A 22,963-nucleotide genomic window follows, 5' to 3' on the forward strand; every position below is an offset into this window, starting at 1 on the left:
CCACTCTTAAATAAAAACAACATGAAACGTATAATTTTGTCAATGGCTATCATATTCGGTACTTGCGCATTTGCTCAGGAAAAGAAATCCGATACGGCAAAAACAAAAAATATAGAAGGAGTTACCATTACAAAACAGGTTTTTAAAAAACAAAGCGACCGTTTTGTATATGATGTAGCAGCATCTCCTGTGGCGAAGGGAAATACCACTTTTGATCTATTAAAGCAGACTCCGTTATTATCTTCCACAGATGATAAAACATTGAAAATCGCAGGAAAAAATAATGCGCTGATCTTTATCAATGGCAGAAAAAGCAATATGGACGCTGAGTCTCTGGCTCAATTTCTGAAAAATACTCCGGCAGAAAATATCCAGAAAATTGAAGTCATTACTGTTCCGGGAAGTGAGTATCAGGTGGAATCATCTGATGGAATCATCAATATCGTTTTAAAGAAAAAAATGAGTGATGGTCTCAATGGAAATATGAGAATGTCTAACACTACCAATAAATATAACGGAAGTCAGGCGAGTTTCTCAGCCAATTACAGAAAAAACAAACTGGGAGTAAGCGCCAGCCTTAGCGGGGGTGAAAATATTGAGCCACAAACCTATACTTTAAGAAATGGGACTTCCAAAACTTCTAATGAATCTGTAGGAGATGTGGATGATCCGAATAAAAACATCGGTGGTTATCTGAATATTGATTATCAGCTAAATGATAAAAGCAATCTTGCATTATCATGGAACACATGGGCCAATAAAAGTTATAATTCAACGGTAGATTTATTTAATACCATTAAAAAAACAAAGACAGAATATACATGGTCTAAAAACCGTGAAGATTCAAGATCTTATAACAATTCTGTGAATTTAAATTATGAATTAAAAACAGATTCATTAGGAAGTAAACTGAATGTAAACGCAGCTTACCTCAACTATAGAAGATTTCAGTTCACAGATAACCAAACTTTTGCTTCGGATATCAACAGAGAAGTAGGAAAAATAAAAACACAGGTATTGCAGGATCTCCCTCAGATCATTAATAATTTCTCAGGAATGGTAGATTATAATCAAAAGTTTAAAAATGATCTGACCGTGTCTATAGGTGGAAATTATAATAAAACCAAAACAGATAACGATTCTAAAAACATAACTTATTCTTTTAATCCTGTAAAAGCACCGGATTCAAGGCCCAACCATTTTATCTATGATGAAAACATCTACGGAATGTATATTACCGTTGAGAAAAAGATTTCCGACAAACTTTCCGGAAAAATAGGTGCCCGATATGAGATCACAAACAGTCTTGGAACTTCTGACAACGCTCCCACAGAAGCCCTTAGAAGAATTGAAAGAAATTATAAAAACCTTCTTCCATATCTCAGCGTGAATTATGCAATTAATGACAAAAACAATATTTCGTATTCCTTTTCAAGCAGAATGAGAAGACCGAGTTTCTGGGAACTTAATCCGGTAAGGAACATTCTTACAGATGATAATTATACTCAGAATGATCCATTTGTAAAGGCGTCTTCCAACTATAATCAGGAGCTTACTTATATGTTCAAAAATTCGTATTTCCTGATTTTAAACCACTCTTATATCCAGGATGTGATCACACAGGTACCACTTCAGGGATATCCGGTATCACCGGCCGGAAAGGAAGGAGAAAACCCGGCATTGAGATATATCAGAACCAATTTTGGGAATAAACAGGAAATGTCTGCAATGGTAGGTATTCAAAAATCATTTTTCAAGCAATACTGGACAACCAATTTCAATATCGGGGTACAACATAATATCAACAATGGAAGCCTTGATACTGATCCTACAACCGGAGACCGCTTCAAAGATGAAAAAGGACCCAATGGAAAATTTATTACGTACACCAATAAAACCAATTCTACCAGTCTTCTGATTCAAACCAACAATACTGTTCGTCTTGATAAAAAGAAAACATGGTTCTTCGGACTTAATTACTTCTTCGTAGACAAACAGCAGATTGAGCTTGGTTCATTGAAAAACCTGATGAGTTTAGATCTTAGCCTTAAGAAAATGTGGAACGACTGGACGTTTGCAGTGAATGTAAATGATGTACTGAATACCAACATCGTTAAAATTGAAGATTTTCAGGAAAACGGGAACTATAATTATGTCCACCAAAACCGTTACAACAGAAGCTTAACAGTAAGTCTTACCTATAATTTCGGAAACCAGAAAGTGAAAAAGGTAAGAGACATCGAAGGTGCTTCAGATGCTATTAAAAGTAGAACCAGATAAAGAATTATCTTTCTTCATATTCAATTATTCTTACGGTATCCGCTGATTATTTTTCAGCGGATTTCTTTATATTTAATAGCTATGAAAAAACACATACGAGTTATTTTAATTTGCCTTAGTCTTCCCTTTCTTTGGACTAGCTGCACAGAAAAAAAGATCAATCTGGGCAAAGATATCAGCTTTGATAAAGAGGAAAATGTTCATTATGGACAGAGTTCTGAACAAATAATGGATCTCTATATTCCACATACAAAAACAATCAAAGAAAAGAATATTTTTATCATGATTCATGGTGGAGGCTGGCGTAGTGGAAATAAATCACAGCTTACCTTTTTCACCCTTTCTATGATGGAGAGATTTCCTGATCATATTTTTGTCAATATGAATTACAGACTGACATCAGAAACTCATTATGGATTGCCCAATCAGATGAATGATATTAAAGATGTTTCTGCTTTTTTAGAAAAGAAACTCGGCTACAGTTCGAAGTTGATATTATTAGGAAACAGTGCCGGAGCCCATTTATCAATGTTGTATGCCTACAAGTTTGATTCAGATAAAAAAATAAAAGCTGTTATTAATATTGTGGGTCCTGCAGATCTTTCGGATCCGGGTTTTAAAAATTACCAGGAATATTCCTTTGTGGAAAGAAGGCTTGTAGATCCTCGTGTAGTGGAATCAGGAACTTCCAGAATAGATTTTGCAAGCCCTGTGAAATGGATCAGTGAAAACTCTCCTCCTACTTTATCCTATTACGGAAATTCGGATCGTGTTATTCCTTCTTCACAAGAGAAAATATTAGATTCTGTTTTAAATAAAAACCATATCCTCCATGAATCTTATCAATTCAATGGTGGACATCTGGACTGGGATAAACATCCGAATGATCAATTCCTTATCAAGAAAATAGAAACATTTCTCAAGAAAACAGGCAAAAAATAACACGTCCTGATTTTTCAGAACGTGTCATTTTTTTATATTTTAATTTAATTTATTCTGATTTTGCAACGGCTGTTTTTTCAGAAACCCCGTTGGCATTGAAAGCTTCAATCTGGAAATAGTAGGCATCTGTTCTGTCTGCCCCGGTAAAGAAATATTCATTCTTTCCGTAGACCATTATGCTTCCATACAATTTATCGGGAGTCTTTCCGAAATAAATCACATAGCCATCCGCATCAGGATTCTGTTGCCATTTCATCCAGATACTTCTTCTTTCACCATACTTTTTCGGATCAGCTCGTAAAGGCACAAAACCTTCTACTTTTGCTGGCTGTTTCCCTGCTCCTTTTCCAAACACTCTGAAACCGCTTAATGCAAATTTTCCGGTAGGCATTTTCAGATTTTCCATTTTAAGAAAACGGGCTTTTGCAGGTTGTTCAAGTTCTACATAATCATGAGGAACATCTTTTGTGTTTTTGCTTTTATCCACAATTACATTCCATTTCTTTCCATCGTTAGAACCATAGATTTTATACTGATGCATTTTTCCAAAGGTTTTCCCCATAAACTCCGCATCCTGATCCGCATAATTGATCTGAATGGCATTGATCGTGGAAACCTCACCCAAATCCGTCTGAAACCATTCTCCGGAATTTCCGGTTTTGGCACTCCAGTACGTTTTGATATCTTCATCTACAGCATAGTTGGGCTGATAACCTCCCAAAGTAGATGAAACCTGAACCGGTTTATTATAATTCAACAGCATCCATCCGGCAAAAAGACCTTTAGTAAAATCTTTCCCCTGTGCAAATTGCGGAAGGTAAGTAGGATAATCCCCATAAGCCGTATTACAGTACATCACATCGTCTTTATCAAACCCTGCAGGCCATATTCCCAGTCTTCTTTCAAAATTATTTTTGGTAGAGATAAAAATGGTGGAAATATGCCACCAGTTTTTATAATTGTCTTCAAACGTTGCTCCGTGACCTGCTCCTCTGGCAAAACCTCCCGGTTTATAAGAGAATGGATTATGCTGCTGATATTCGAAACCTTCCAAAGGATTTTTACTGACATATACACCATCGGAATATCCACTGAATTCTGTTGCCGGAGCACCATACTGCATATAATATTTTCCATTGTGCTTTGTCATCCACGCTCCTTCTACAAAAGGCTGAAGAAAAACGTTGTCATTGTATTCCCCGAAACGTTCCCAACCGTGATCTTCAGGCTTTAGTTTAATAATTGGCTTAACGAAACCTTCGGACTGAAGATTTTTTACTTTCACTTCTGTTCCCAGTAATGGCCATTCATTACTTGAACCCCAGTACAGATAGAGTTTATTTTTATCTTCATCATAATGGAATGCCGGATCCCACGCTCCTACTTTCAAAGTATCCACGGCAATTTTCCAGTCGTCTTTGGTAGGATTTGTACTTTTCCAGATGGGGAAATCCTGTTCCCAGGTAGAACCATACACATATAGAGTATCTTTCATTGCCCAGACAGCCGGAGCATTAAGATCATGGGTATATTTATTATCTCTTAAAAACTTTCTTTTCACAAATTTCCAGTCCAGCATATCATCACTGTACCAGTATCCTTCCTGATTGGTAGAAAAAAGAAACAGTTTATTTTTAAAATTAACAATCACCGGATCTGCTGTAGCACGGTGTTTCCCTTGTTTGGAAAAAACTTCAAAAGGGGTATAACCATAATCGATATTGATGGGATTGCAGAACGTTTTCTGCTGAGCACCCACAATAATTCCGAGAAAAATTGCCAGTGACAGAAAATATTGTCTCATTTTTAGATTTTAAAGATTGAGACAAAGTTAGGTAACTTTTTTGGGTTTTCTCCAAATAAAGCCATCCAGCAGATAGTGAGTGAGTTGCGGAACAACCAATAAAGGAATCAGGAACTGAAGCCAGTTTTCAGAAACCATCACATTCAGGGAAAAATGTTCATTCCATACCAGAGTTTCCCACAAAAATTCTTCCAGGAAAGCAAAGCCTAAAAGAATTCCTATGAACAAAAGGATTCCTGAAAAAGATTTAAAAATCAGCATCCAATTCATCTGATGATTTTCTTTTTGTTGTATTTCCCGGATGTAGATCAATGCGATATAGGGAATTCCGTGAGAAACCACATTCAGAAAAGTAAACAAAAGATCATTGTTAAAATAGATAATCCCAAAATACCAGGAAAGGAAAGTCCCGGAGATCAGTGCTGTTTTAGGAATGTTAATATTTTTTGTTTTAAAAACTTCAAAAGCCGTTTTAACAATCCAAATAATCAGAATTGTAAAATAGATCACCGTAATAAAAGGAATGTAATCCGGAAGATTTTGAAGCCAGTCAAATTCGTTGTTGACGAACCATGTGAAAGCACGAGGAGTTTTAAACCAGTACAACATCGGAAAAATAGTAGCAGAATAAACGGCAATCTCATCTATTCTTTTGCTCCAGTTATTCGGTTCAAAGCGGGCGTAGATTCTCATAAAGCCATATTGCTGGCGTATAAAATGAAAAACGGCTATCAATGCCAGTACCGACCAGAATGTCAGACTTCCGAATTGAAACAGAATAATCCCTAAAATCCAGCTTACCGCAGGAATTCCGAGATAAAGCAGTTTATTTTTTTGTATTTCTCCCTTTACGAAATACGTTTTGAACAGCGTAGAATATACATGAGCCACATCCACAAAAACGATCAGGAAAAGCCATGTGTAAAAGGAATAATGATTTTCCAGCCCTTGAATCTGTTTCTGAAAAAGAAAAATAATCAACAATACAACAAAAGGTGGTGATAAAATAAACCACCAGTCTGTTTTTGCATTATGTATCCACGGTTGTTTCATTGTATTATTGTATCATTTGTCCTGCAGTTCGGATTCCCTGATAAAAGGCTTCTTCAAAAATAGATATTCCGGAAAGATCAGAGTGGGCAAAGAAAATTTTTCCTTCTATGGAATCTTTCGCTTTTTGGGTTTCTTCTCCAAAAATCTGGTTGGGAACGGGAGCTATCATCGCATGTCCTATTTTATGAAACTGCATTTCCAGGATGAAATCTTCTATCAATGGATGGGCTTTCTTCAGATCATCCAAAACTAAATCTTTCAGTTCAGATTCTTTCAGGGCATAAAGTTTTTTCCTCGCTTTTTTGCCATCTGCCGTTGAGAAACTCTTGTAATGGGTAATTACTTTTTCACCTATAATCTGGTTCAGATTCTGATGTTGATCAAAAATATATCCCAATCCGGAAGTACCATAAATCACATTATCCCAGGCCAGTTCTTCATCTCCACCAAATTCATTTTTCAGCGTAATCGTTGTTAAAAGCCAGGGAACATAATGGAACGAGGATGCTCTTTTTTGATTAAAAATTCTTTCATTCACAAACTGAGGTGATGCAAACAGTACTTTATCCGCAATGATCTTTTTCGTTTTCTTTTGGACATTATCAAAACTCAATACCTCAACTTTATCCTTGATTTTCACATCAAAAACTAAGTTTTCTGGTATGTGTTTTCCTTCTGTGTATTTTGAAAAATGTTTGGCAAGTCTTGCATTTCCTTCCGGCCATGTGAAAACCTGATCTTTATATTTCGTACTCCAGTTGTTTTTTCTTCCGGCAAAATAATGAATACCTGCCCAAGCTGAAACATAGTCTATTCCTAAACCGAAATCGTCTCTGCAGGAATAATCCAGCAACCAGAGAAGTTCTTCCGACTGGTAGTTATTTTCCTTAAGCCAATCTTTAAAAATGATTTTTTCAAGTTTTACAACCTCATCTTCCCTACTGGAATCATGTACGGGAATGGCGAACCAATATTTTCCCTGGATATCTTTCCTGATACGAAGCTCATCCATCAACTTAAAAAAACGGTTAAGCTCCTGCTGTGTTTCTGCCGAAATACCTCTCTGAGGCACAATATCATTTTGCCAGGAGTTTTTATAGAAAAGTCTTTCCTGCTGTGGAAAAGTCATTTGGTATTCATCAAGAATAGGTTCACCGTTTTCTTCTGTTCCCAGGCAGATTTTACACTCTTTCAGGAAATCTATTATTTCTACGTTTTCCTTATTAGGTAAAGGTAAATAATGAGCTCCTAAAGGGAATTTTGAAAATGAATTCTGCCCGTTGGAAGAGTTTCCTCCCAGATGGTTTTCCATTTCAAGGAGAAGATAATCCTGCTCATTATTCTGACTAAAGAATCTGCATGCGGAAAGTCCGGAAATCCCACCACCTACGATAAGATATTTTGTGTGGATAACTTCTGAAAATTGTGGAAAATCTTTTGCCCATAGCTTATGTCCAAGAACATGGTTTGTACCTGTAATTTTCAGCAGCAACGCTTTTACTTTCTTTCCACAATACTGCAAAAAGGGAAGCATAAGGCTACCTAAAAATATAGTTTTAAGAAAATCCTTTCTACTGTACTTTCCCCCACTCTTCATCGAAATAACGGACTAATATCTGGTTATCCAGACGGTTAACTTCTACATCTTTCACTTTCATATCTTTATTAAAATAAGACATCTGTGAAAAGTTATAATCATAATATTTTAAGCCGGGAAGCTTTCTGTAAACTCTGTTGTTGATGGGCTCAAAGGAAGCCATAGAAAATCCCCATTCTCCAAAGGACGGAACATAGGTGTGATATGCTGCTGTGAAAGGAAAAATCTGATTGATTGTTTTCTCAATACACCAGAAAGATTTCGGAGCAAAATAAGGAGAAGTGGTCTGAACCACGATTTTGGTATCAAGTGTGGTCAGCTTCTCCAGTTCTTTATAAAACTGCAGGGAATAGAGTTTTCCTAAGCTGTAATTGGACGGATCCGGAAAGTCTATGATAATGACGTCAAATTTCTTTTTGCTGTCTTTTACCCAAATGTAAGCATCTTTATTGATGATTTCTACTTTCGGATTGGAAAACGAATTTTGGTTTAACCTGCGCATGGTTTCATTCGTCTTGAAAAACTGAGTCATTTCACCGTCCAAATCTACGAGTGTCACTTTTTTAACGTCTTTGTATTTCAATACTTCTCTGGCTGCAAAACCATCACCACCTCCAAGAATCAGAACGTTATCAATGTTTTTTGCCATAGACATCGCCGGATGTACTAAAGCTTCATGATAACGGTATTCATCGGTGGATGAAAACTGTAAGTTGTTATTTAAATATAAACGGAACTCATGTGTATTTCTCGTTAAAACAATTCTTTGATAGGGTGAACTTTTGGTATAAACCACATTTTCGCCATATAGCTTTTCTTCAGAATAAGACAAAATCGTATCCGAGAAAAAGAAAAGGCCTAACAGAAATGCAAATGCTGCAATAGATTTTACTTTTAACGATAACGGTTTTGATAATTCTTTCGTAAGATAATAGCACAGGAATATCGCAATAGAAATATTGATCAATCCGAAAAACAAAGGTGTTTTGACGATTCCTAACTTTGGAATCAACACCAATGGAAAAAGAATTGATGCCAGTAAAGCTCCGATATAATCGAATGCAAAGACATTTGAAACTAAATCTTTAAACTTTACTCGGTCTTTCAGAATATTCATCAGAAGCGGAATTTCCACTCCTACAAGACAGCCCGTGAAAAAGACAAAAAGATATAAAACGCTTTCAAAGTGTGCGAGTGTATTAAACAGAATAAACAGCACTACAGAGCTGATTCCGCCTACGATTCCTACCAGGATTTCGATCTCAATGAATTTATCAATAAGATTTCCTTTGATGAATTTCGCAAGATAGGAACCTACACCCATTGAAAAGAGGTATACCCCGATAATGAAAGAAAACTGCTTTACAGAGTCTCCTAAAAGATAGCTCGCCAGGGCTCCGGCCACCAGCTCATAAATCAATCCACATGTAGCAATGACGAATACTGAAAACAATAAAAGCAGCTCAAGAGGAATCCTCTTCTTATCCATGAATTGCTGCGCTTATAATCATTGAAATTCCGATGATAAATGCTCCGAAAACAATAGCTAATGCTATATTTTTATTCTGAGCGATCTCGTGCCATGTTTTTTCCGGAGTAAGCTTTTCAATAACGAAATAGCACACCAGCAAAATAGCGATTCCTAAAAATGAATAAAGAACCGAGTTTAGTATTGGTAAGAAATTGATGTTGTCCATAGTTTTTATATTTTTATTTGTGATAGTATCTGTAGAATCCTACTCTGGAATGACTTCTTGTGGTTCCGTCCCGGTATGTTTCCGTTTTCGCACAGTCGCAGACCTGACTTCCCTGATAGGTAAGATATACAAACCAGGTCATGAAAAGCCCTCCAATCAGGCAGAGCATCCAGTTTTGTCTTATGTATTGTAAAATATTAGTTATCATGATGTGGCGTATGGGGTGTTTGAACTATTCTTCCATTTATTCACATTAAAGAAATGTCTTCCTATCCACATCGCTACAAAGAGTGCAATCATTATGAATAAAATGAATCCAAAATTCCAGAATGAAACGGGAAGCCAGGTTGCCTTGAGTTGTACATAAGTATTGCTTGAAATGGGATCTGTAGTAAGTTTAGGTGCTTCAGCATTGATCAGAGAATCTATTTTTGACGTTCCGAACGATGCTTTTACCAGTTTACCCAATTCTGTTGTATCTTTTTCTAAAGTCTTTCCGTCTGTAAAGGCTGTAGTTTGAGCCTTAAACAGATCAGTGATTTCTATAGTTCCTGATTTATCCCGTGATATCATCACCTTTGAATCTGGAGACTGAAGGTTGGAAAATGTTGGCAAAGCTCCTTCTTTCTCTGCAGAAATAAGAAAGTGATATTGTCCGGAGCTTACTCCGCACAGATTAAATTCTTCGGACTGACTTCCCTCAGACCAACTTTCTCCATCTTCGTAACCATGATACTGTTCGATATCTTTGGAGGTATAGATGATTTCATTGGTTTTTTCATTCACAAGACTCAGCTGGATATTTGCCCAGGAATTATCAACACCTGAAAATACATTCACCTTTAATGGTGCTGAACCTCCTGAAAGGGTAAAACTTTTGCTCACCATTTCCTTGTCCTGTACATCTGCAAAATTGATGGTCTCCGCAAAAACGGTTTCGTTGGTTCTCGAAGTATAAACATACAACTGAAGCAGACATATCATTAATGCAGCCACACAAAAGATGTTGACCATCTGTTTGATATCAAAATAATAAGGCTGAACGATCCCCACTCCTGTATAATAAGGCATGTGAGCTATTTTAAAAGCTCTTTTTACATCATGCTTTGAAATGTGAACTCCATAAAAATACTGGCTTTTCTTAGCGGTCTTTTCCTGAGAGATCATACGGGTTCCGTTGACATATTCTTTGTAGGTAGCAATGCTGAAATCCAGGTGTTCATCAAAAAAACCTGTTGCTGCATCGATAGTACATGGAGTGTTTTCATACCAGCGGTAAGTTCTCCCAAGATAGGTTGGTAATTTTGAATCTTTACCTTTAAAATCATCAGGATGTATTGAGATCAGGAAAACCCAATGCCCATCGCTCTCACTCAGGAAAGCATCATTTCCTTTGCTGTCTTTTAAAGAATATTCCCGCCAGAAAATACTGTTTCCGTATTTTCTGACAACAATTGATACAACGGTATACTCTACACCTTCAATTTTTCCTTTCTGTCCGACGTCCAAGACAACGTTTTCTGTCGGTACTTTCAAATGTTTAATCTTTTTATTTCCGGCTACATCAATGAGATGAGAGCAGGTGATACAAACGTATTCTTCAATAGGAAAAGTGAGGTCTAATTTATTTTCTGATTCGCATGCTGGGCAGACATAATGCATTTTTTATCTGTAAATTTTGTGTTTCTGAATGGTATTAGCTTTAAAATACTGAACCACATCATCTGCAATCTGCTCTACTTTTGTGGTATTATCCTGTGTATAATTACAAAGAAAAACATCAAAAGTAAGCTGTTTAAATTCCGGCCACGTGTGGATACAAAGGTGAGACTCTTTCAGGATTACTGCGGAAGTAAAACTCTCATTTTCAAAAATATGATTGGTAACTCCTACAATTTCTACATCCTTTGTTTTCAGAATCTCTTCTGTAAACGTCAGAAAACCTTTGCTGTCTAATAACAAATCTTCTGACTCTGTTTCCAAAGTCAGAAGAATATGTAAACCTTTACTTGATAATGGGTTCAATTAATTTTTTCGTAAATATATTATTTTTTTGGAAGAAAAACCTCAGCAAGCATACATCTTGCGCTTCCTCCACCATTTACTTCAATGGTATTCAGGTCTGAATAAATAATTTCGCAGTATTTTTCAATAGCAGCTACCTGTTCTGAAGATAAAGACTGATAAGCTGTCTGGCTCATTACCAGAAACTTCTCGCCTTCTTTGTTCTGAACCTGAAGCATATTTCCTGCAAACTGCTGCATCTGTTCTTCAGAAATTTCGATGATTTCTTTTCCTGAACCTTTAATCGTTTCTGTTACTTTTTCTCTTTCCAGCTCATCATCGATACAGTCAAGACAGATTACAACAAACTTATCCGCCACACACATCATTACATTGGTGTGATAGATTGGAAGTCTTTCCGTTCCTACCGTCTGGAATGAATGGAAAACAACAGGAGTAAATCCGTATTTTGTACAGAATTCTCTGAACAGTTTTTCATCCAGTCTCAAAGAAACAGAACCATATGCAATTTTATTGTCATGATCAAAAATCATGCTTCCTGTTCCTTCCAGGAAATGTCCCTGAGTTTCAGAAAAAGACCAGTCATCCACCTCAACTACTTCAAATCCCTGTTCCTGGATACTTTCAATAATATCATCTCTTCTTTCCACTCTTCTGTTGGATGCGAACATCGGATATAAAACTACTTTTCCGTCTTTATGAAAACTTACCCAGTTATTCGGGAAAATAGAATCCGGAGTATGAGGGTCTAAAGTATCTTTTATGGTAATCACATTGATTCCTCTTTCTCTCAGTTTTCCGACAAAAGTATTGAACTCAGCCAAAGCTTTTGACTGGATATCAGAACCTGTCTGTTCTACCTGGAAATAATTATTTTTCGCTGTTTCAGCGTTGTAACCGAATGCAATCGGCTCTATCATTAATACTGTATCTGTTGTTTGCATTTTTTATAAGTTTGAGGGTGTTAGTGTATTAGAGTTTGAGTGTCTGAACAGCGTTTTACAAATTATTCTCTCCTTTATTTGCCGAAGAAAATGAGCACCACTTTTCTGACTGGCTCATCATATTAACTAACATCCCTATTATTTGGTTATACTTGTTGTGCAAATTATTGTATTGCTCTTCATTCATATAATGGCAAGCAAAGACAAACTGGAGCCATGTTTGGGTTTCTCTTGCTTCACCCTCTGAATCTGTAAGCTTAGCGATGAAGGATTTTTCATATTTTCTTTTGCCCCAAGCCTCACTAATTGCTGTTACCGATCTTGATGATCTTCCGATCTGATCTGTAAGTGAATAAAGCTCTTCTTTAGGAAAAAATTTTGAGAGTTCATAAATCAACTGTGCTGTTTCAAATGATTGTTGATAAACTTTTAAGTCTTGATGAAATTTAATTGTCGACATACCCAAATATTTTTTTTAAAATTAAAAAAATATTCAAACTCACCAACACTCTAACGCTCAGACTCTAAAACTCTTCCGCTCTCAAACACTAAAACTATCCCATTCCATTATTCTCTCACAAGCGGCATTGTAGAACATCTCAACAAACCACCCATTTTAGATATTTCTCTGTAAGGAATTTCTTCAACAGTCATTCCCCACTCGTTTCTCAAATGGTCATTCATTCTTGTGAATGCTTTGTCTGAAACCACTACATCAGGAGAAATAGAGAAAATATTCGGGAACATTTCAAACATTTCTTCATCATTGATATGGAAACAGTTTTCTTCTCCGAAAATATCAAGGATTAAACGGTAATCACTTTCGTCTACGAATCCGTTTTTATAAATGATACATTTGTCTTCTCCTACGGGATTAAATGTGCAGTCCAAATGTAGAATTCCTTCAAACGGAACTTTATCATTTTTCTTCAATTCCAGATCGATGATTCTTTTCTTTGGAAAATATTCTTTCAGGATTTCAATGGCATACTCGTTGGTTCTTGCCGTTTTATAGTTTCTGTAATCTTCACTGAAACAGGTTCCGATGAAGATAAAGTCATTCCATACGATTACATCTCCTCCTTCAATATGTGCGGTTTCGGGAAGATTAATAATTTTTCTCCATGCTACTTTTTCAAAAACACTTTTGTAGGCTTCCTGCTCATCTGCTCTGTCTGCAATCACATTGGAAATGATCATTTTATCATCAATAACAAAGGCTACATCTCTCGAAAAAACCTGATTGTAGTCTTGGATGATACTAGGACGCAAAACTTCAACGTCATACTTTTTTAAAACCGCTTCAAAAGCGTTCATTTCATTGATAATATCCTCTTCTTTAGGATAAATGTTGTGTTCGATTGAGTAATATGACTTTGCGTCATAACTTTCCTCTAGTGTGGGAACTGGTCCCAATGAATTAGGTTGGCCTAGAACTACTGACTTCAGCCTACCCGTTTCGTTTTTAATATTTAGTCTCATAAAGATTTATGCAATACTACAAATATAAGTAAAGGTCTCTATCTATAAAACTTTTGGATTATTTTATGTATTAAATTTGATCTCTAAAATCAACCCTCTTCAACAAAATTTCCTTGTCTGTTTGGCTAACTGCAGTGAATAGTCCCAAAAACATCTACAACTTACTATTTTCCATCTACATAAGAACAAAAAAACAGATAATTATATTATTTAATTTCCTATATTAGTGATATAATTTTCGCGAAATTATAGATCATAAAACTTAACTATTAACACCAAAAATCAAAGTCATGAACAAGAACATTAAAGTGCTGAAACATGCACAAAAACTAGGAAGAGAGCAACAAAAATCAGTAATAGGCGGAATCGCAATAAGACCAAGATACTGCTGCGAGTGGGATGCTGAAGGCAATTGCACCATCTGGACATGTGGTAATTGTGTATGCCCATAATAAAAAACGAAAACCTGCTTAAAAAAGCAGGTTTTCTTATCTCGCTCTGTTTTCTTCTTCTGTCTTTTGGGTTTCTTTGACCTGATATTTTGAGCTTCCCATTGTATAACTGAGTGAAAATATCAACCTACTGCTATCCCACCAATGGGTAAAACGGTTATCCATAATCTGTTTATGTCGGAATTCCAGTCTCTGCTCGTATGAATCCAATAGATTATTAAAACCAATCTTCGTGTTCAATTTATTATCAAACCATGACTTCTGAATTGATACATCTATGGTATATCTTGGTTGAATGATGTAAAGGCTATTTCCAGTTTTGGATTCATAACTACCGAATAGATTGAGTGTAATTCCTTTTGGAAGAGAAAATACCTGATTCAATCTTATTTCATAATTATAAATATTCAACGCAAAGACCTCATCCAGATAGGGTCTGAATTCATAATTGTAATATCCTGCAATCTGGCTGGTGATATTCCACCATTTTGTAATTCTGACCGGAAAGCTGGTCTCCAGAATAGCAAAATTCCGATAGGGAAGATTCGTTCCTAAATACTCCAGAACATTGGTTTCCGGATTATAAAGAGGATAGCGGGTCATCACATCTTTTTCTTTCCCGACAGTAAAGCTTGTGATCCAGTTTTTATATCGATACGTTACTTTGATCTGACTGGTAAAGGAAGGTAATAAATAAGGATTCCCAATCCAGTAATTTAGCGGACTGAAATAAAACCTGAAGGGATTGAGTTGAGAGAAAACCGGTCTGGTGATTCTTCTGCTGTAAGAAAGGGAAAATTCACTGGATGTATTAAAAGTATAACTTGCATTTAAAGAAGGCAGCCATTTCAGATAATTTCTGGAAACAACAGAATCCATGGTAATAGCGTTGGAAATACTGTTTGTGTTTTCAAATCTTAATCCTGCATTGATTTGAAAATCCCCTATTTTCTGTTTATAAGCCAGATAACCTGCCCATATTTTTTCTTTATAAGAGAATATATTACTTCGTGTAGAGTCAAATACAAACTGATTTCCCACAGATAATGTATCATACCGGATATTATTATGGGTATCAGAATGACTGTATTTCACACCTGCTTCAATATTGGCATTATTTATTTTTTGGGAAGCATCTATTTGCGCAGTATAAATGGTAATTTTATTAATCAGGTCAGATTTCCAATACGACAGTACTTTCGATGTACCTTTATCTCTATTGATAAAATCATCATTCTGTTTATTTTTAACTGAAAGATAGTTTCCTAAAAAACTCAGTTTAAATCCTTTGTCCTGAAAAGAATAATCCGTTGTAATCCCATAGTTATCCTGTGAATAATCTGTAGGGTTTTCGCTGGTTGTATTCAGTACCAATTGAGTTTCATTTTTATCTGTTGTATACAGTGATCCGTTGCGTGCACGGTTGTTATTCCGGAAGTTTCCTCTCAGATTGATACCCAACCTGTTTTTATCATTCAGCCTGAAATCAATTCCGGCTTGCAGACTGTACACTTTTCCCAAGTCTTCCTGATACGTCTGAGTACGCATAATATTAGTATTCGCCAAATGCTGTAAAGCATGATAACGATAGGTTGAAACGCCTTCATTATAGCCAGCCTGAACACTGTACGTTACTTTTCCTTTATGATAAGATACATTGAGTGCATTTTCCCGATAGTTGAATTTATTGATATATATATTTCCATTATAGGCAGCTTTCCAGCCGAGATTTATATTCTTTTTTAGCTTAATATCAATAATTCCTTTAAATTCTGCATCATATTTCGAAGACGGATTGGTATTTACCTCTATAGATTCTACCATTTCAGGGGATAAAGACCGTAAATAAGCCTGCAATTCCTGGTTACTCATCACCACAGGTTTTCCATCAATAAGAACAGCTGGAGTAATCCTACCGCCGATAAAAATTCCGTCTTCCTGATCTACGGTAACCCCAGGAGTTTTTCTCAGGACATCGAGAAGATGAGTAGACGTTTTAAAATCTTTATTTCCGGCAACAGATAGTACAAGATTGCCTTCATTCAATTTCATCTTTCGAGGTGCGGATTGAATGATGACTTCTGAAATATTCGTTGTGGAAGATTTTACCTCAGCCAGAGAATCTGGAACTTTTCCATTTACCTTTTTTTGCGCTTTACCAAAAAATGATAAAAATAGCATAAGCAGTAAAAGCCATAATTTGATGATCATAAATTTTAAATTTTATGAAATCAAAAGTATCGGCTTGTGGTAGCAATACGGTTTTGAAATTGAAATTCCGCAGTACTGAATTATAAATTTGAACTCTGAAACCTAGGCTCAGTAATGGTTTGAGATTGTTTATACAAAAGAGGTGTTGTATTTTTTATTTTCTTAAATGTGGAAAAGAAAGTTGATTTGGAATTGAATCCAACTTCATATCCTATCTCTTCAATTTTCAGATAAGAGCCATTTTCTATTTTTTCACAGGCATCATTGATTCGGTATTCATTGATGCAGGTAGCAAAACTTTTCCCCAGATTATCATTCAGCAATTGAGAAAGCTGATGTGCAGACATATTCATTCTTGAAGCCAGATCACTCAATTTTAAATTCGGATTTTTATAAAGCTCTTCTGTATCCATTAATCTTTCCAGTTTCGATACAAAACTATCCGCCTGTTCTCCGGAAATCTTTTTATTGGAATATTTTTCTGTTTCTTTTGACGGAAGCTGCTGGTATTTTTTATTAAATAAAATTAAAAAATTGGCATAAAGCACGAACGAGAACACAAGACTTCCTCCTGCACAATAGATTTGTAACCAGCCTGTCGAAATAAGCTGATAGCTCAAAAATATAATCACATTGCTGACCAGAATCGGAAGTACAAAATTGTTCGGACTTTTATGATTCTGTTTAAGTAAAATAAAATACTGATAGACCGTAAGAAATATAAATACAGACCAAACGGTATAGATAAAAGTAGCAAAATAGTGATCCCACGTAATAGGAAATACCAGATATAATAAACCTACAACCCCTAAAATAAGGGTTAGTATTCCAAACCATTTCTTACAGCTCTTCCAATCAAACTGATCCTGCCGGAAGGAAGATTTCACATAATAATATAAAGCCGGCCCGGTAAAAAATAAGGCTGAAAGCCCTAAATGTGCGATAATTCTGGGTAAATCGGGATAAAAATAAAAGCATACAGAAATCGCTACTCTTGAGCTTAGCATTAAGAGAAGAATTCCAAGGAAAAAATCGGGAAGGTATTTCAGTTTTTTAACAAACAGCAGATAAATGCCCAGCAAAAGTCCGTTGAATGCTCCTACTGCACTGAAGAAAAATAACATCTGTTCTCCGAAAGTCATGATTTGTTAGCTTTAATTTTAAATACAAATTGCATAAATAATTCGCACAAAAGCACAAATTCCTGATCAATAGAAACGGACTTTAGTCCGTTTAATCAAAAAAAACAATCATTTGGTTTTAACCGAAACTTATATTATGCAAAAGTAAATTTAATAAATTATTGGATTGAATTCCAGATAGATTGATGTTTTCTTGAAAATTAATATGGGAGATTCTAGGTTTGGGCTAAAGCCAATGGAAGTTTTGTCTATTGGGTAACGGGCTAAAGCCCTTTTCTATTGATATTGATTATATCCTAGCCCCGATAGAAACGGTTACCCCGCAACATGCGCCGGAAATGCGGAGGAGTGAGGAGTATGAGTGGATAGCGGGAAATAGCTCCTAATCATTAAAAACAAAGAATCCCAAAGCAAGCTTTGGGATTCTTTTATGGTATAAGCAAATATTATCTGCTTGCGATGTCGATGTAGTTTCTTTCCTGAGCACCTTGGTAAACCTGTCTTGGTCTTCCGATCGGGTCTCCTTTCAGTCTCATTTCTTTCCACTGAGAAATCCATCCTGGAAGTCTTCCTAATGCAAACATTACGGTAAACATTTCTGTAGGAATTCCTAATGCTCTGTAGATGATACCTGAGTAGAAGTCTACGTTTGGATATAGTTTTCTTTCTACGAAGTACTCGTCTTCAAGAGCTACTCTTTCTAACTGCATTGCAATGTCAAGAGCTTTATCCTGGATACCTAATGCTTTAAGGATATCATCAGCAGCTTTCTTGATGATTTTCGCTCTTGGGTCGAAGTTTTTGTAAACTCTGTGTCCGAATCCCATTAGACGGAAGCTATCTCCTTTATCTTTAGCTTTAGCAACATATTTAGATACGTCACCTCCATCTTTTTCGATCAATTCAAGCATTTCGATTACTGCCTGGTTAGCACCACCGTGAAGTGGTCCCCAAAGTGCAGATACCCCAGCAGAGATAGAAGCGAAAAGACCTGTGTGAGCAGAACCTACCATTCTTACTGTAGAAGTAGAACAGTTTTGTTCGTGATCTGCGTGAAGGATTAATAATTTATCTAAAGCATTTACTACTACCGGATCGATTTCGAAATCAGCGTTTGGTAATCTGAATGCCATTTTGTAGAAGTTTTCTACGTAGTTCAGGTTGTTATCACCGTGGTTTAATGGTAAACCTTGAGTTTTTCTGTAAGTCCAGGCACAAAGGTGAGAGAACTTAGCGATCATAAGCTCAGCAGCATGATCCATTTCTTCTTTAGAGTTTACATTAACTGCTTTCGGGTTGAAAGCTGTCAAAGCAGACGTCATAGAAGATAAAACTCCCATAGGGTGAGCAGAACGAGGAAAAACATCAATGATTTTTTTCATTTCGTCTGCGATGAAGTTATATTTTTTAATGTTGTTGTCGAATGAAGTAAACTGATCCTGAGTAGGTAATTCTCCATGTAATAAAAGATACATTACTTCAGTGAAGTTAGATTTCTCAGCAATCTGCTCGATTGGATAACCTCTGTAGAATAATTCTCCTTTATCTCCGTCTAAGTAAGTGATGTCGCTAATAGTAGCCCCTGTATTTTTGTAACCTAAATCCAGAGTGATCAAACCTGTCTGGTCTCTTAATTTTGAAATATCAATCCCTCTGTCTCCGATAGTACTATCCACGATTGGATATTCATATGAATTACCGTCGTAATTCAATATTACTTTGTTGTCTGACATTATTTATTTATTTTTTTTAAATATACCACTTTCCATAAAATACGGCAAACTAAAAATTTCGCTTGCCGTTATTTATAAATTCGATTAATTATCTTTTGATTTTAAAAGCTTCCAATCCTGGGAAAATTGCAGTTTCACCTAAAGCTTCTTCAATTCTCAATAACTGGTTGTATTTTGCCATTCTGTCTGATCTTGAAGCTGAACCTGTTTTGATCTGTCCACAGTTCATTGCTACGGCTAAATCAGCAATTGTAGAATCTTCAGTTTCTCCTGATCTGTGAGACATTACTGAAGTGAATTTGTTATTCTGAGCCATTTGTACAGCAGCCATTGTTTCAGAAAGAGAACCAATCTGGTTTACTTTTACAAGGATGGAGTTGGCAATACCTTCTTTTACTCCTCTTGATAATCTGTCTACGTTTGTTACGAATAAATCGTCACCTACCAACTGTACTCTGTCACCGATTTTATCTGTAAGCATTTTCCATCCTTCCCAGTCATCTTCCTGCATACCGTCTTCGATAGAGATGATCGGATATTTAGCAGCCAATTCTGCAAGGTAAGAAACCTGCTCTTCTCTTGATCTGTGAGCACCTTTGTCTCCTTCGAATTTTCTGTAATCGTAAGTTCCGTCTTTGTAGAATTCTGAAGCCGCACAGTCTAATGCCAACATAATGTCGTCACCAGGCTTGTATCCTGCTTTTTCGATCGCCTGAAGTAAAGTATCCAAAGCATCTTCTGTTCCGTTGAAAGTAGGAGCAAAACCTCCTTCGTCTCCTACTGCTGTAGAAAGACCTCTTCCTTTAAGGATCGATTTTAAATTGTGGAAAATTTCAGTTCCTTTTCTCAAAGCGTGAGAGAAAGAATCTGCTTTTACCGGCATGATCATAAATTCCTGGAATGCGATAGGAGCATCTGAGTGAGATCCACCGTTGATTACATTCATCATTGGAACCGGAAGTATATTGGCATTTACTCCACCAACATATTTATAAAGAGGCATTCCCAATTCAGCAGCAGCAGCTCTGGCTACCGCTAGAGAAACACCAAGAATAGCATTAGCTCCAAGATTTCCTTTGTTAGGCGTTCCGTCAAGATCAATCATAATCTGATCGATATAGTTTTGTTCGAAAACCGGCTGTCCAACTAAATTCTCTGCAATTACTTCTTTTACATTTTCAACAGCTTTCAGAACTCCTTTTCCCTGATATTCTGAACCACCGTCACGTAATTCTACCGCTTCGTGTTCTCCTGTAGATGCTCCTGAAGGTACAGCTGCACGGCCCATTGCCCCGCTTTCTGTAAATACATCTACTTCAATGGTAGGATTTCCTCTGGAATCTAAAATCTGTCTTGCTTCTATGTAAGAAATTGCACTCATTTTTTATTTTTTTTAGTTTAGACAAATTTAATCAAAATTTAACTTTTAGGGGTATTTCGAGGGATTTTTTTGAGATAAATCCGAGTTAAATTTTAGTTAATTTATATTATGATAATTCTAACTTTAAAAGAAATAAAAAAACCTTTTTGAAGAGAATACTCAAAAAGGTTTTTATTCTAAGTTATGATGTAGCTATTGAATCTTTTTCTCATTAGGAGTCTCTACAAAAATGCTCTTTTTTTCAGAATCTAGTCCCCAATTAAGACCTAAAAAGGAAATCAGGTTATCTTTTTCTCCATAATTCTTCCCGAAGGCAGCATTAATGTATACTTTATCAGAAACCTTATAGGCAATCAAACCACTAGAACGAAATGTTTTATCAATATCATTAATTCTATAGATATACTCATAGGAAATAGAGAATCTTTTATAGGTAAACTCAGCTTTCCCTCCTATATCATAGTTTTTTGTTCTTAAAAACTGTTGATTGGCATCTAAATTTGTTCCATCATCCAAATATCTTACTATTCCATAGAAATTAAGCCTTTTTTCTACATTAGGTTCGTCACTTTTTGCAAAATCAAACCCTGTATTGAATGTTAACCAAAATCCTAATTTTCCAAAGTGATTATTTGAAAAATTATTATCGGAGAAAAAAGTACTGTAACCTCCTGCAAAATCTGCGGAAATGAGAGGTGGAGCTTCTAAAAGATTTCTATAATAGTCGGCTTCTTTGGAACTTTTATACTTTTCAGCAAATTTCTTTTTGAAGCGTGCTTTTCCTTTTTCAAAGATTTCACCTCGCACATCATCCTTAACCCCCGCTTTATCACACGAATCACTTAATAGTTTATGTTCGTTTGAATGTACCCAATCCTTGTTAATATTGCTTAAAACTGTTTTCAGTCTTGCATCATGAGCAAGTATGGAATCTTTATTTTTCTTTGTCCGAACTCTAATCAATGTACTTCTGACACTGAATGCAAATGAAGGATTTTTCATTTCATCCCCTGTTCCTAATGATAGATCTCTCACGAACCCTAATGAAAGTGAAGCTTTTTTGACTTCGCTGAAAATATTCCATTTATGCTTCACTTCACTTTCATTAACTTTCTCTGTGCTATATCCAGCATATTTTGAGGAGTTCATATTACTTGATGGTAATAGCCAGAATGGTGTCACTTCAAAAGCATAACTGTCTGGAATTCCCTCACTTTTTTTAAATGAATTTACTAAACTTAAGACAATTGCTTTTTTTGATTTAACAATTTCAAGCTCTGATGGAGAAACTCCTAAAAGGACAACGGAAGGCGCTGTTGTAATTTCTAATTCTTTCAACTCAATATTAATATCTTTTTTTTGCTGTGCATAAAAGACCAAAGGAAAGAAAATAAGGATTAAAATATAATTTTTCATAAGGTAATATGTTCAATGGTTATAAATTTTACAGAACTAATCCTCTCCTCGCTATCCAAATCTTTGCTTGTTCTTTTTTTAAAAGGCTGTAAAGGGCCAATTACATTAAGTACAGAGTAAGTAATCTGCGTTTGTTGGATAGCATTATCTAAATTTTTCTTTGGAATACCTTCAAAAGAAAACTCATGATTAATTTCAATAGTTTTTCCCTTAAGATCTTTAAATAATCCTATTTTCTCTCTTTTTTCATATTCAAATTCTTTTATCCCGGGAATAGTAACTAGCGTACTACAAGCCCCCGTAGATGATACAGTGATTTCTAAAAATACATCCTGGCTATCTGTAAGGTCAAATTTTAAGGTTTTTGATGATTTTATAGCTTTCATGATATTTAGTCTTTAAGTTATTATTATTTATTTTCTCGGTGTAGGTGATAAAAGTCCGGCTAATGCTCCTATTGCACCTGAAGAAATGGTCGCAAAAATAGTGACCAGCTGATTATCTTTAGCAGCCCCACCATTCCAGTAAGCAATGAGGATAAGTCCTGCTATAATGGTTATGACTGCCAACCCCAGCATAAGTACAATGATTCTGTAAATCCAATAGTCTGTGTCTTTCGGGTTCTTTATTTCTACATTTTTAATAGCTTCTATCGGATTGGTTTTGAACTTCTCCTGAAGATCAGTGTTGTTTTTTAAAGCAGCTTCCAAATCTCCAATACTGTCGTTAATAAGAGTTTTCATGGCTTTTAATTTTATATATCAAATTTCCCTCTAAAAAACGGACCAGTCAATTACACAAAAG

The 22,963-nt window shown here is 35.8% G+C and carries 20 protein-coding genes; 2 read left to right on the forward strand and 18 right to left on the reverse strand.

From position 1 onward, the window contains the following. The first annotated feature begins 21 nt into the window (after positions 1-21). Together NK356_RS04190 and NK356_RS04195 are read left to right on the forward strand one after the other, a co-directional pair. Positions 22-2,280, forward strand: a complete 2,259-nt coding sequence (locus NK356_RS04190) for a TonB-dependent receptor (RefSeq protein WP_034694742.1) — start codon at positions 22-24, stop codon at positions 2,278-2,280. A gap of 81 nt (positions 2,281-2,361) precedes the next feature. Then, complete coding sequence (locus NK356_RS04195; protein ID WP_253316316.1) at positions 2,362-3,222, forward strand: alpha/beta hydrolase; 861 nt, start codon at positions 2,362-2,364, stop codon at positions 3,220-3,222. Between the two features lie 49 nt (positions 3,223-3,271). On the opposite strand, the gene NK356_RS04200 is transcribed toward NK356_RS04195, so the two are convergent. From NK356_RS04200 to NK356_RS04285, 18 genes are all read right to left on the reverse strand, one after another. Beyond that, complete coding sequence (locus tag NK356_RS04200; RefSeq protein WP_253316317.1) at positions 3,272-5,026, reverse strand: discoidin domain-containing protein; 1,755 nt, start codon at positions 5,024-5,026, stop codon at positions 3,272-3,274. A 27-nt stretch (positions 5,027-5,053) separates the two neighbouring features. After that, positions 5,054-6,079 carry a hypothetical protein gene (locus tag NK356_RS04205; RefSeq protein WP_034694738.1) on the reverse strand — a complete coding sequence of 342 codons (1,026 nt, stop codon included), beginning with the start codon at positions 6,077-6,079 and terminating at the stop codon, positions 5,054-5,056. Between the two features lie 4 nt (positions 6,080-6,083). Further along, complete coding sequence (locus tag NK356_RS04210; protein ID WP_034694736.1) at positions 6,084-7,613, reverse strand: FAD/NAD(P)-binding protein; 1,530 nt, start codon at positions 7,611-7,613, stop codon at positions 6,084-6,086. 37 nt (positions 7,614-7,650) lie between these two features. Then, positions 7,651-9,165 (reverse strand): polyamine aminopropyltransferase, encoded by a 1,515-nt coding sequence (locus NK356_RS04215; RefSeq protein ID WP_034694734.1) that lies wholly within the window; start codon positions 9,163-9,165, stop codon positions 7,651-7,653. Beyond that, on the reverse strand, positions 9,158-9,373 hold the full coding sequence (locus NK356_RS04220; protein WP_062673653.1) for a DUF350 domain-containing protein: 216 nt from the start codon (positions 9,371-9,373) through the stop codon (positions 9,158-9,160). The genes NK356_RS04215 and NK356_RS04220 overlap by 8 nt, the downstream gene beginning before the upstream one ends. Positions 9,374-9,386: 13 nt before the next feature. Next, complete coding sequence (locus NK356_RS04225) at positions 9,387-9,581, reverse strand: hypothetical protein (RefSeq protein ID WP_253316318.1); 195 nt, start codon at positions 9,579-9,581, stop codon at positions 9,387-9,389. Further along, positions 9,578-11,035: a DUF4178 domain-containing protein gene (locus tag NK356_RS04230; protein WP_253316319.1), complete on the reverse strand. Its 1,458-nt coding sequence runs from the start codon at positions 11,033-11,035 to the stop codon at positions 9,578-9,580. Before NK356_RS04230 ends, NK356_RS04225 begins: the two co-directional genes overlap by 4 nt. Before the next feature lie 3 nt (positions 11,036-11,038). Further along, on the reverse strand, positions 11,039-11,398 hold the full coding sequence (locus tag NK356_RS04235) for an S-adenosylmethionine decarboxylase family protein (RefSeq protein WP_253316320.1): 360 nt from the start codon (positions 11,396-11,398) through the stop codon (positions 11,039-11,041). 20 nt (positions 11,399-11,418) lie between these two features. Next, complete coding sequence (gene ctlX, locus NK356_RS04240) at positions 11,419-12,342, reverse strand: citrulline utilization hydrolase CtlX (protein WP_034694722.1); 924 nt, start codon at positions 12,340-12,342, stop codon at positions 11,419-11,421. A gap of 55 nt (positions 12,343-12,397) precedes the next feature. Beyond that, on the reverse strand, positions 12,398-12,802 hold the full coding sequence (locus tag NK356_RS04245) for a four helix bundle protein (RefSeq protein WP_253316321.1): 405 nt from the start codon (positions 12,800-12,802) through the stop codon (positions 12,398-12,400). 107 nt (positions 12,803-12,909) lie between these two features. Then, complete coding sequence (locus NK356_RS04250; protein ID WP_253316322.1) at positions 12,910-13,824, reverse strand: dimethylarginine dimethylaminohydrolase family protein; 915 nt, start codon at positions 13,822-13,824, stop codon at positions 12,910-12,912. Between the two features lie 488 nt (positions 13,825-14,312). After that, a complete protein-coding gene (locus NK356_RS04255) occupies positions 14,313-16,487 on the reverse strand; it encodes a TonB-dependent receptor (protein WP_253316323.1) in 2,175 nt (724 codons plus the stop codon). Between the two features lie 80 nt (positions 16,488-16,567). Continuing rightward, entirely contained in the window at positions 16,568-17,629 is a 1,062-nt protein-coding gene (locus NK356_RS04260) for an AraC family transcriptional regulator (RefSeq protein ID WP_253316324.1), read from the reverse strand. 446 nt (positions 17,630-18,075) lie between these two features. Beyond that, entirely contained in the window at positions 18,076-19,362 is a 1,287-nt protein-coding gene (locus NK356_RS04265) for a citrate synthase (protein WP_034694713.1), read from the reverse strand. 88 nt (positions 19,363-19,450) lie between these two features. Further along, positions 19,451-20,743, reverse strand: coding sequence for a phosphopyruvate hydratase (gene eno / locus NK356_RS04270; protein WP_253316325.1), 1,293 nt, complete (start codon positions 20,741-20,743; stop codon positions 19,451-19,453). 192 nt (positions 20,744-20,935) lie between these two features. Beyond that, positions 20,936-22,159: a hypothetical protein gene (locus NK356_RS04275; RefSeq protein WP_253316326.1), complete on the reverse strand. Its 1,224-nt coding sequence runs from the start codon at positions 22,157-22,159 to the stop codon at positions 20,936-20,938. After that, positions 22,156-22,545 (reverse strand): hypothetical protein, encoded by a 390-nt coding sequence (locus NK356_RS04280; protein ID WP_034694710.1) that lies wholly within the window; start codon positions 22,543-22,545, stop codon positions 22,156-22,158. The genes NK356_RS04275 and NK356_RS04280 overlap by 4 nt, the downstream gene beginning before the upstream one ends. Positions 22,546-22,572: 27 nt before the next feature. Further along, complete coding sequence (locus NK356_RS04285; protein ID WP_034694709.1) at positions 22,573-22,902, reverse strand: hypothetical protein; 330 nt, start codon at positions 22,900-22,902, stop codon at positions 22,573-22,575. Positions 22,903-22,963: the final 61 nt, after the last annotated feature.

The sequence above is a fragment of the Chryseobacterium sp. S0630 genome, from assembly GCF_024158915.1.
Taxonomy (GTDB): Bacteria; Bacteroidota; Bacteroidia; order Flavobacteriales; family Weeksellaceae; genus Chryseobacterium.

What these genes read in the sequence shown, in the direction of transcription:
- NK356_RS04220 (WP_062673653.1), bottom strand. Translation starts at nt 9,373, where the DNA reads ATGGACAACATCAATTTCTTACCAATACTAAACTCGGTTCTTTATTCA.
- NK356_RS04265 (WP_034694713.1), bottom strand. Translation starts at nt 19,362, where the DNA reads ATGTCAGACAACAAAGTAATATTGAATTACGACGGTAATTCATATGAA.
- NK356_RS04280 (WP_034694710.1), bottom strand. Translation starts at nt 22,545, where the DNA reads ATGAAAGCTATAAAATCATCAAAAACCTTAAAATTTGACCTTACAGAT.
- NK356_RS04225 (WP_253316318.1), bottom strand. Translation starts at nt 9,581, where the DNA reads ATGATAACTAATATTTTACAATACATAAGACAAAACTGGATGCTCTGC.
- NK356_RS04215 (WP_034694734.1), bottom strand. Translation starts at nt 9,165, where the DNA reads ATGGATAAGAAGAGGATTCCTCTTGAGCTGCTTTTATTGTTTTCAGTA.
- NK356_RS04205 (WP_034694738.1), bottom strand. Translation starts at nt 6,079, where the DNA reads ATGAAACAACCGTGGATACATAATGCAAAAACAGACTGGTGGTTTATT.
- NK356_RS04195 (WP_253316316.1), top strand. Translation starts at nt 2,362, where the DNA reads ATGAAAAAACACATACGAGTTATTTTAATTTGCCTTAGTCTTCCCTTT.
- NK356_RS04255 (WP_253316323.1), bottom strand. Translation starts at nt 16,487, where the DNA reads ATGATCATCAAATTATGGCTTTTACTGCTTATGCTATTTTTATCATTT.
- NK356_RS04245 (WP_253316321.1), bottom strand. Translation starts at nt 12,802, where the DNA reads ATGTCGACAATTAAATTTCATCAAGACTTAAAAGTTTATCAACAATCA.
- eno (WP_253316325.1), bottom strand. Translation starts at nt 20,743, where the DNA reads ATGAGTGCAATTTCTTACATAGAAGCAAGACAGATTTTAGATTCCAGA.
- NK356_RS04210 (WP_034694736.1), bottom strand. Translation starts at nt 7,613, where the DNA reads ATGCTTCCCTTTTTGCAGTATTGTGGAAAGAAAGTAAAAGCGTTGCTG.
- NK356_RS04190 (WP_034694742.1), top strand. Translation starts at nt 22, where the DNA reads ATGAAACGTATAATTTTGTCAATGGCTATCATATTCGGTACTTGCGCA.
- NK356_RS04275 (WP_253316326.1), bottom strand. Translation starts at nt 22,159, where the DNA reads ATGAAAAATTATATTTTAATCCTTATTTTCTTTCCTTTGGTCTTTTAT.
- NK356_RS04200 (WP_253316317.1), bottom strand. Translation starts at nt 5,026, where the DNA reads ATGAGACAATATTTTCTGTCACTGGCAATTTTTCTCGGAATTATTGTG.
- NK356_RS04230 (WP_253316319.1), bottom strand. Translation starts at nt 11,035, where the DNA reads ATGCATTATGTCTGCCCAGCATGCGAATCAGAAAATAAATTAGACCTC.
- ctlX (WP_034694722.1), bottom strand. Translation starts at nt 12,342, where the DNA reads ATGCAAACAACAGATACAGTATTAATGATAGAGCCGATTGCATTCGGT.
- NK356_RS04260 (WP_253316324.1), bottom strand. Translation starts at nt 17,629, where the DNA reads ATGACTTTCGGAGAACAGATGTTATTTTTCTTCAGTGCAGTAGGAGCA.
- NK356_RS04250 (WP_253316322.1), bottom strand. Translation starts at nt 13,824, where the DNA reads ATGAGACTAAATATTAAAAACGAAACGGGTAGGCTGAAGTCAGTAGTT.
- NK356_RS04285 (WP_034694709.1), bottom strand. Translation starts at nt 22,902, where the DNA reads ATGAAAACTCTTATTAACGACAGTATTGGAGATTTGGAAGCTGCTTTA.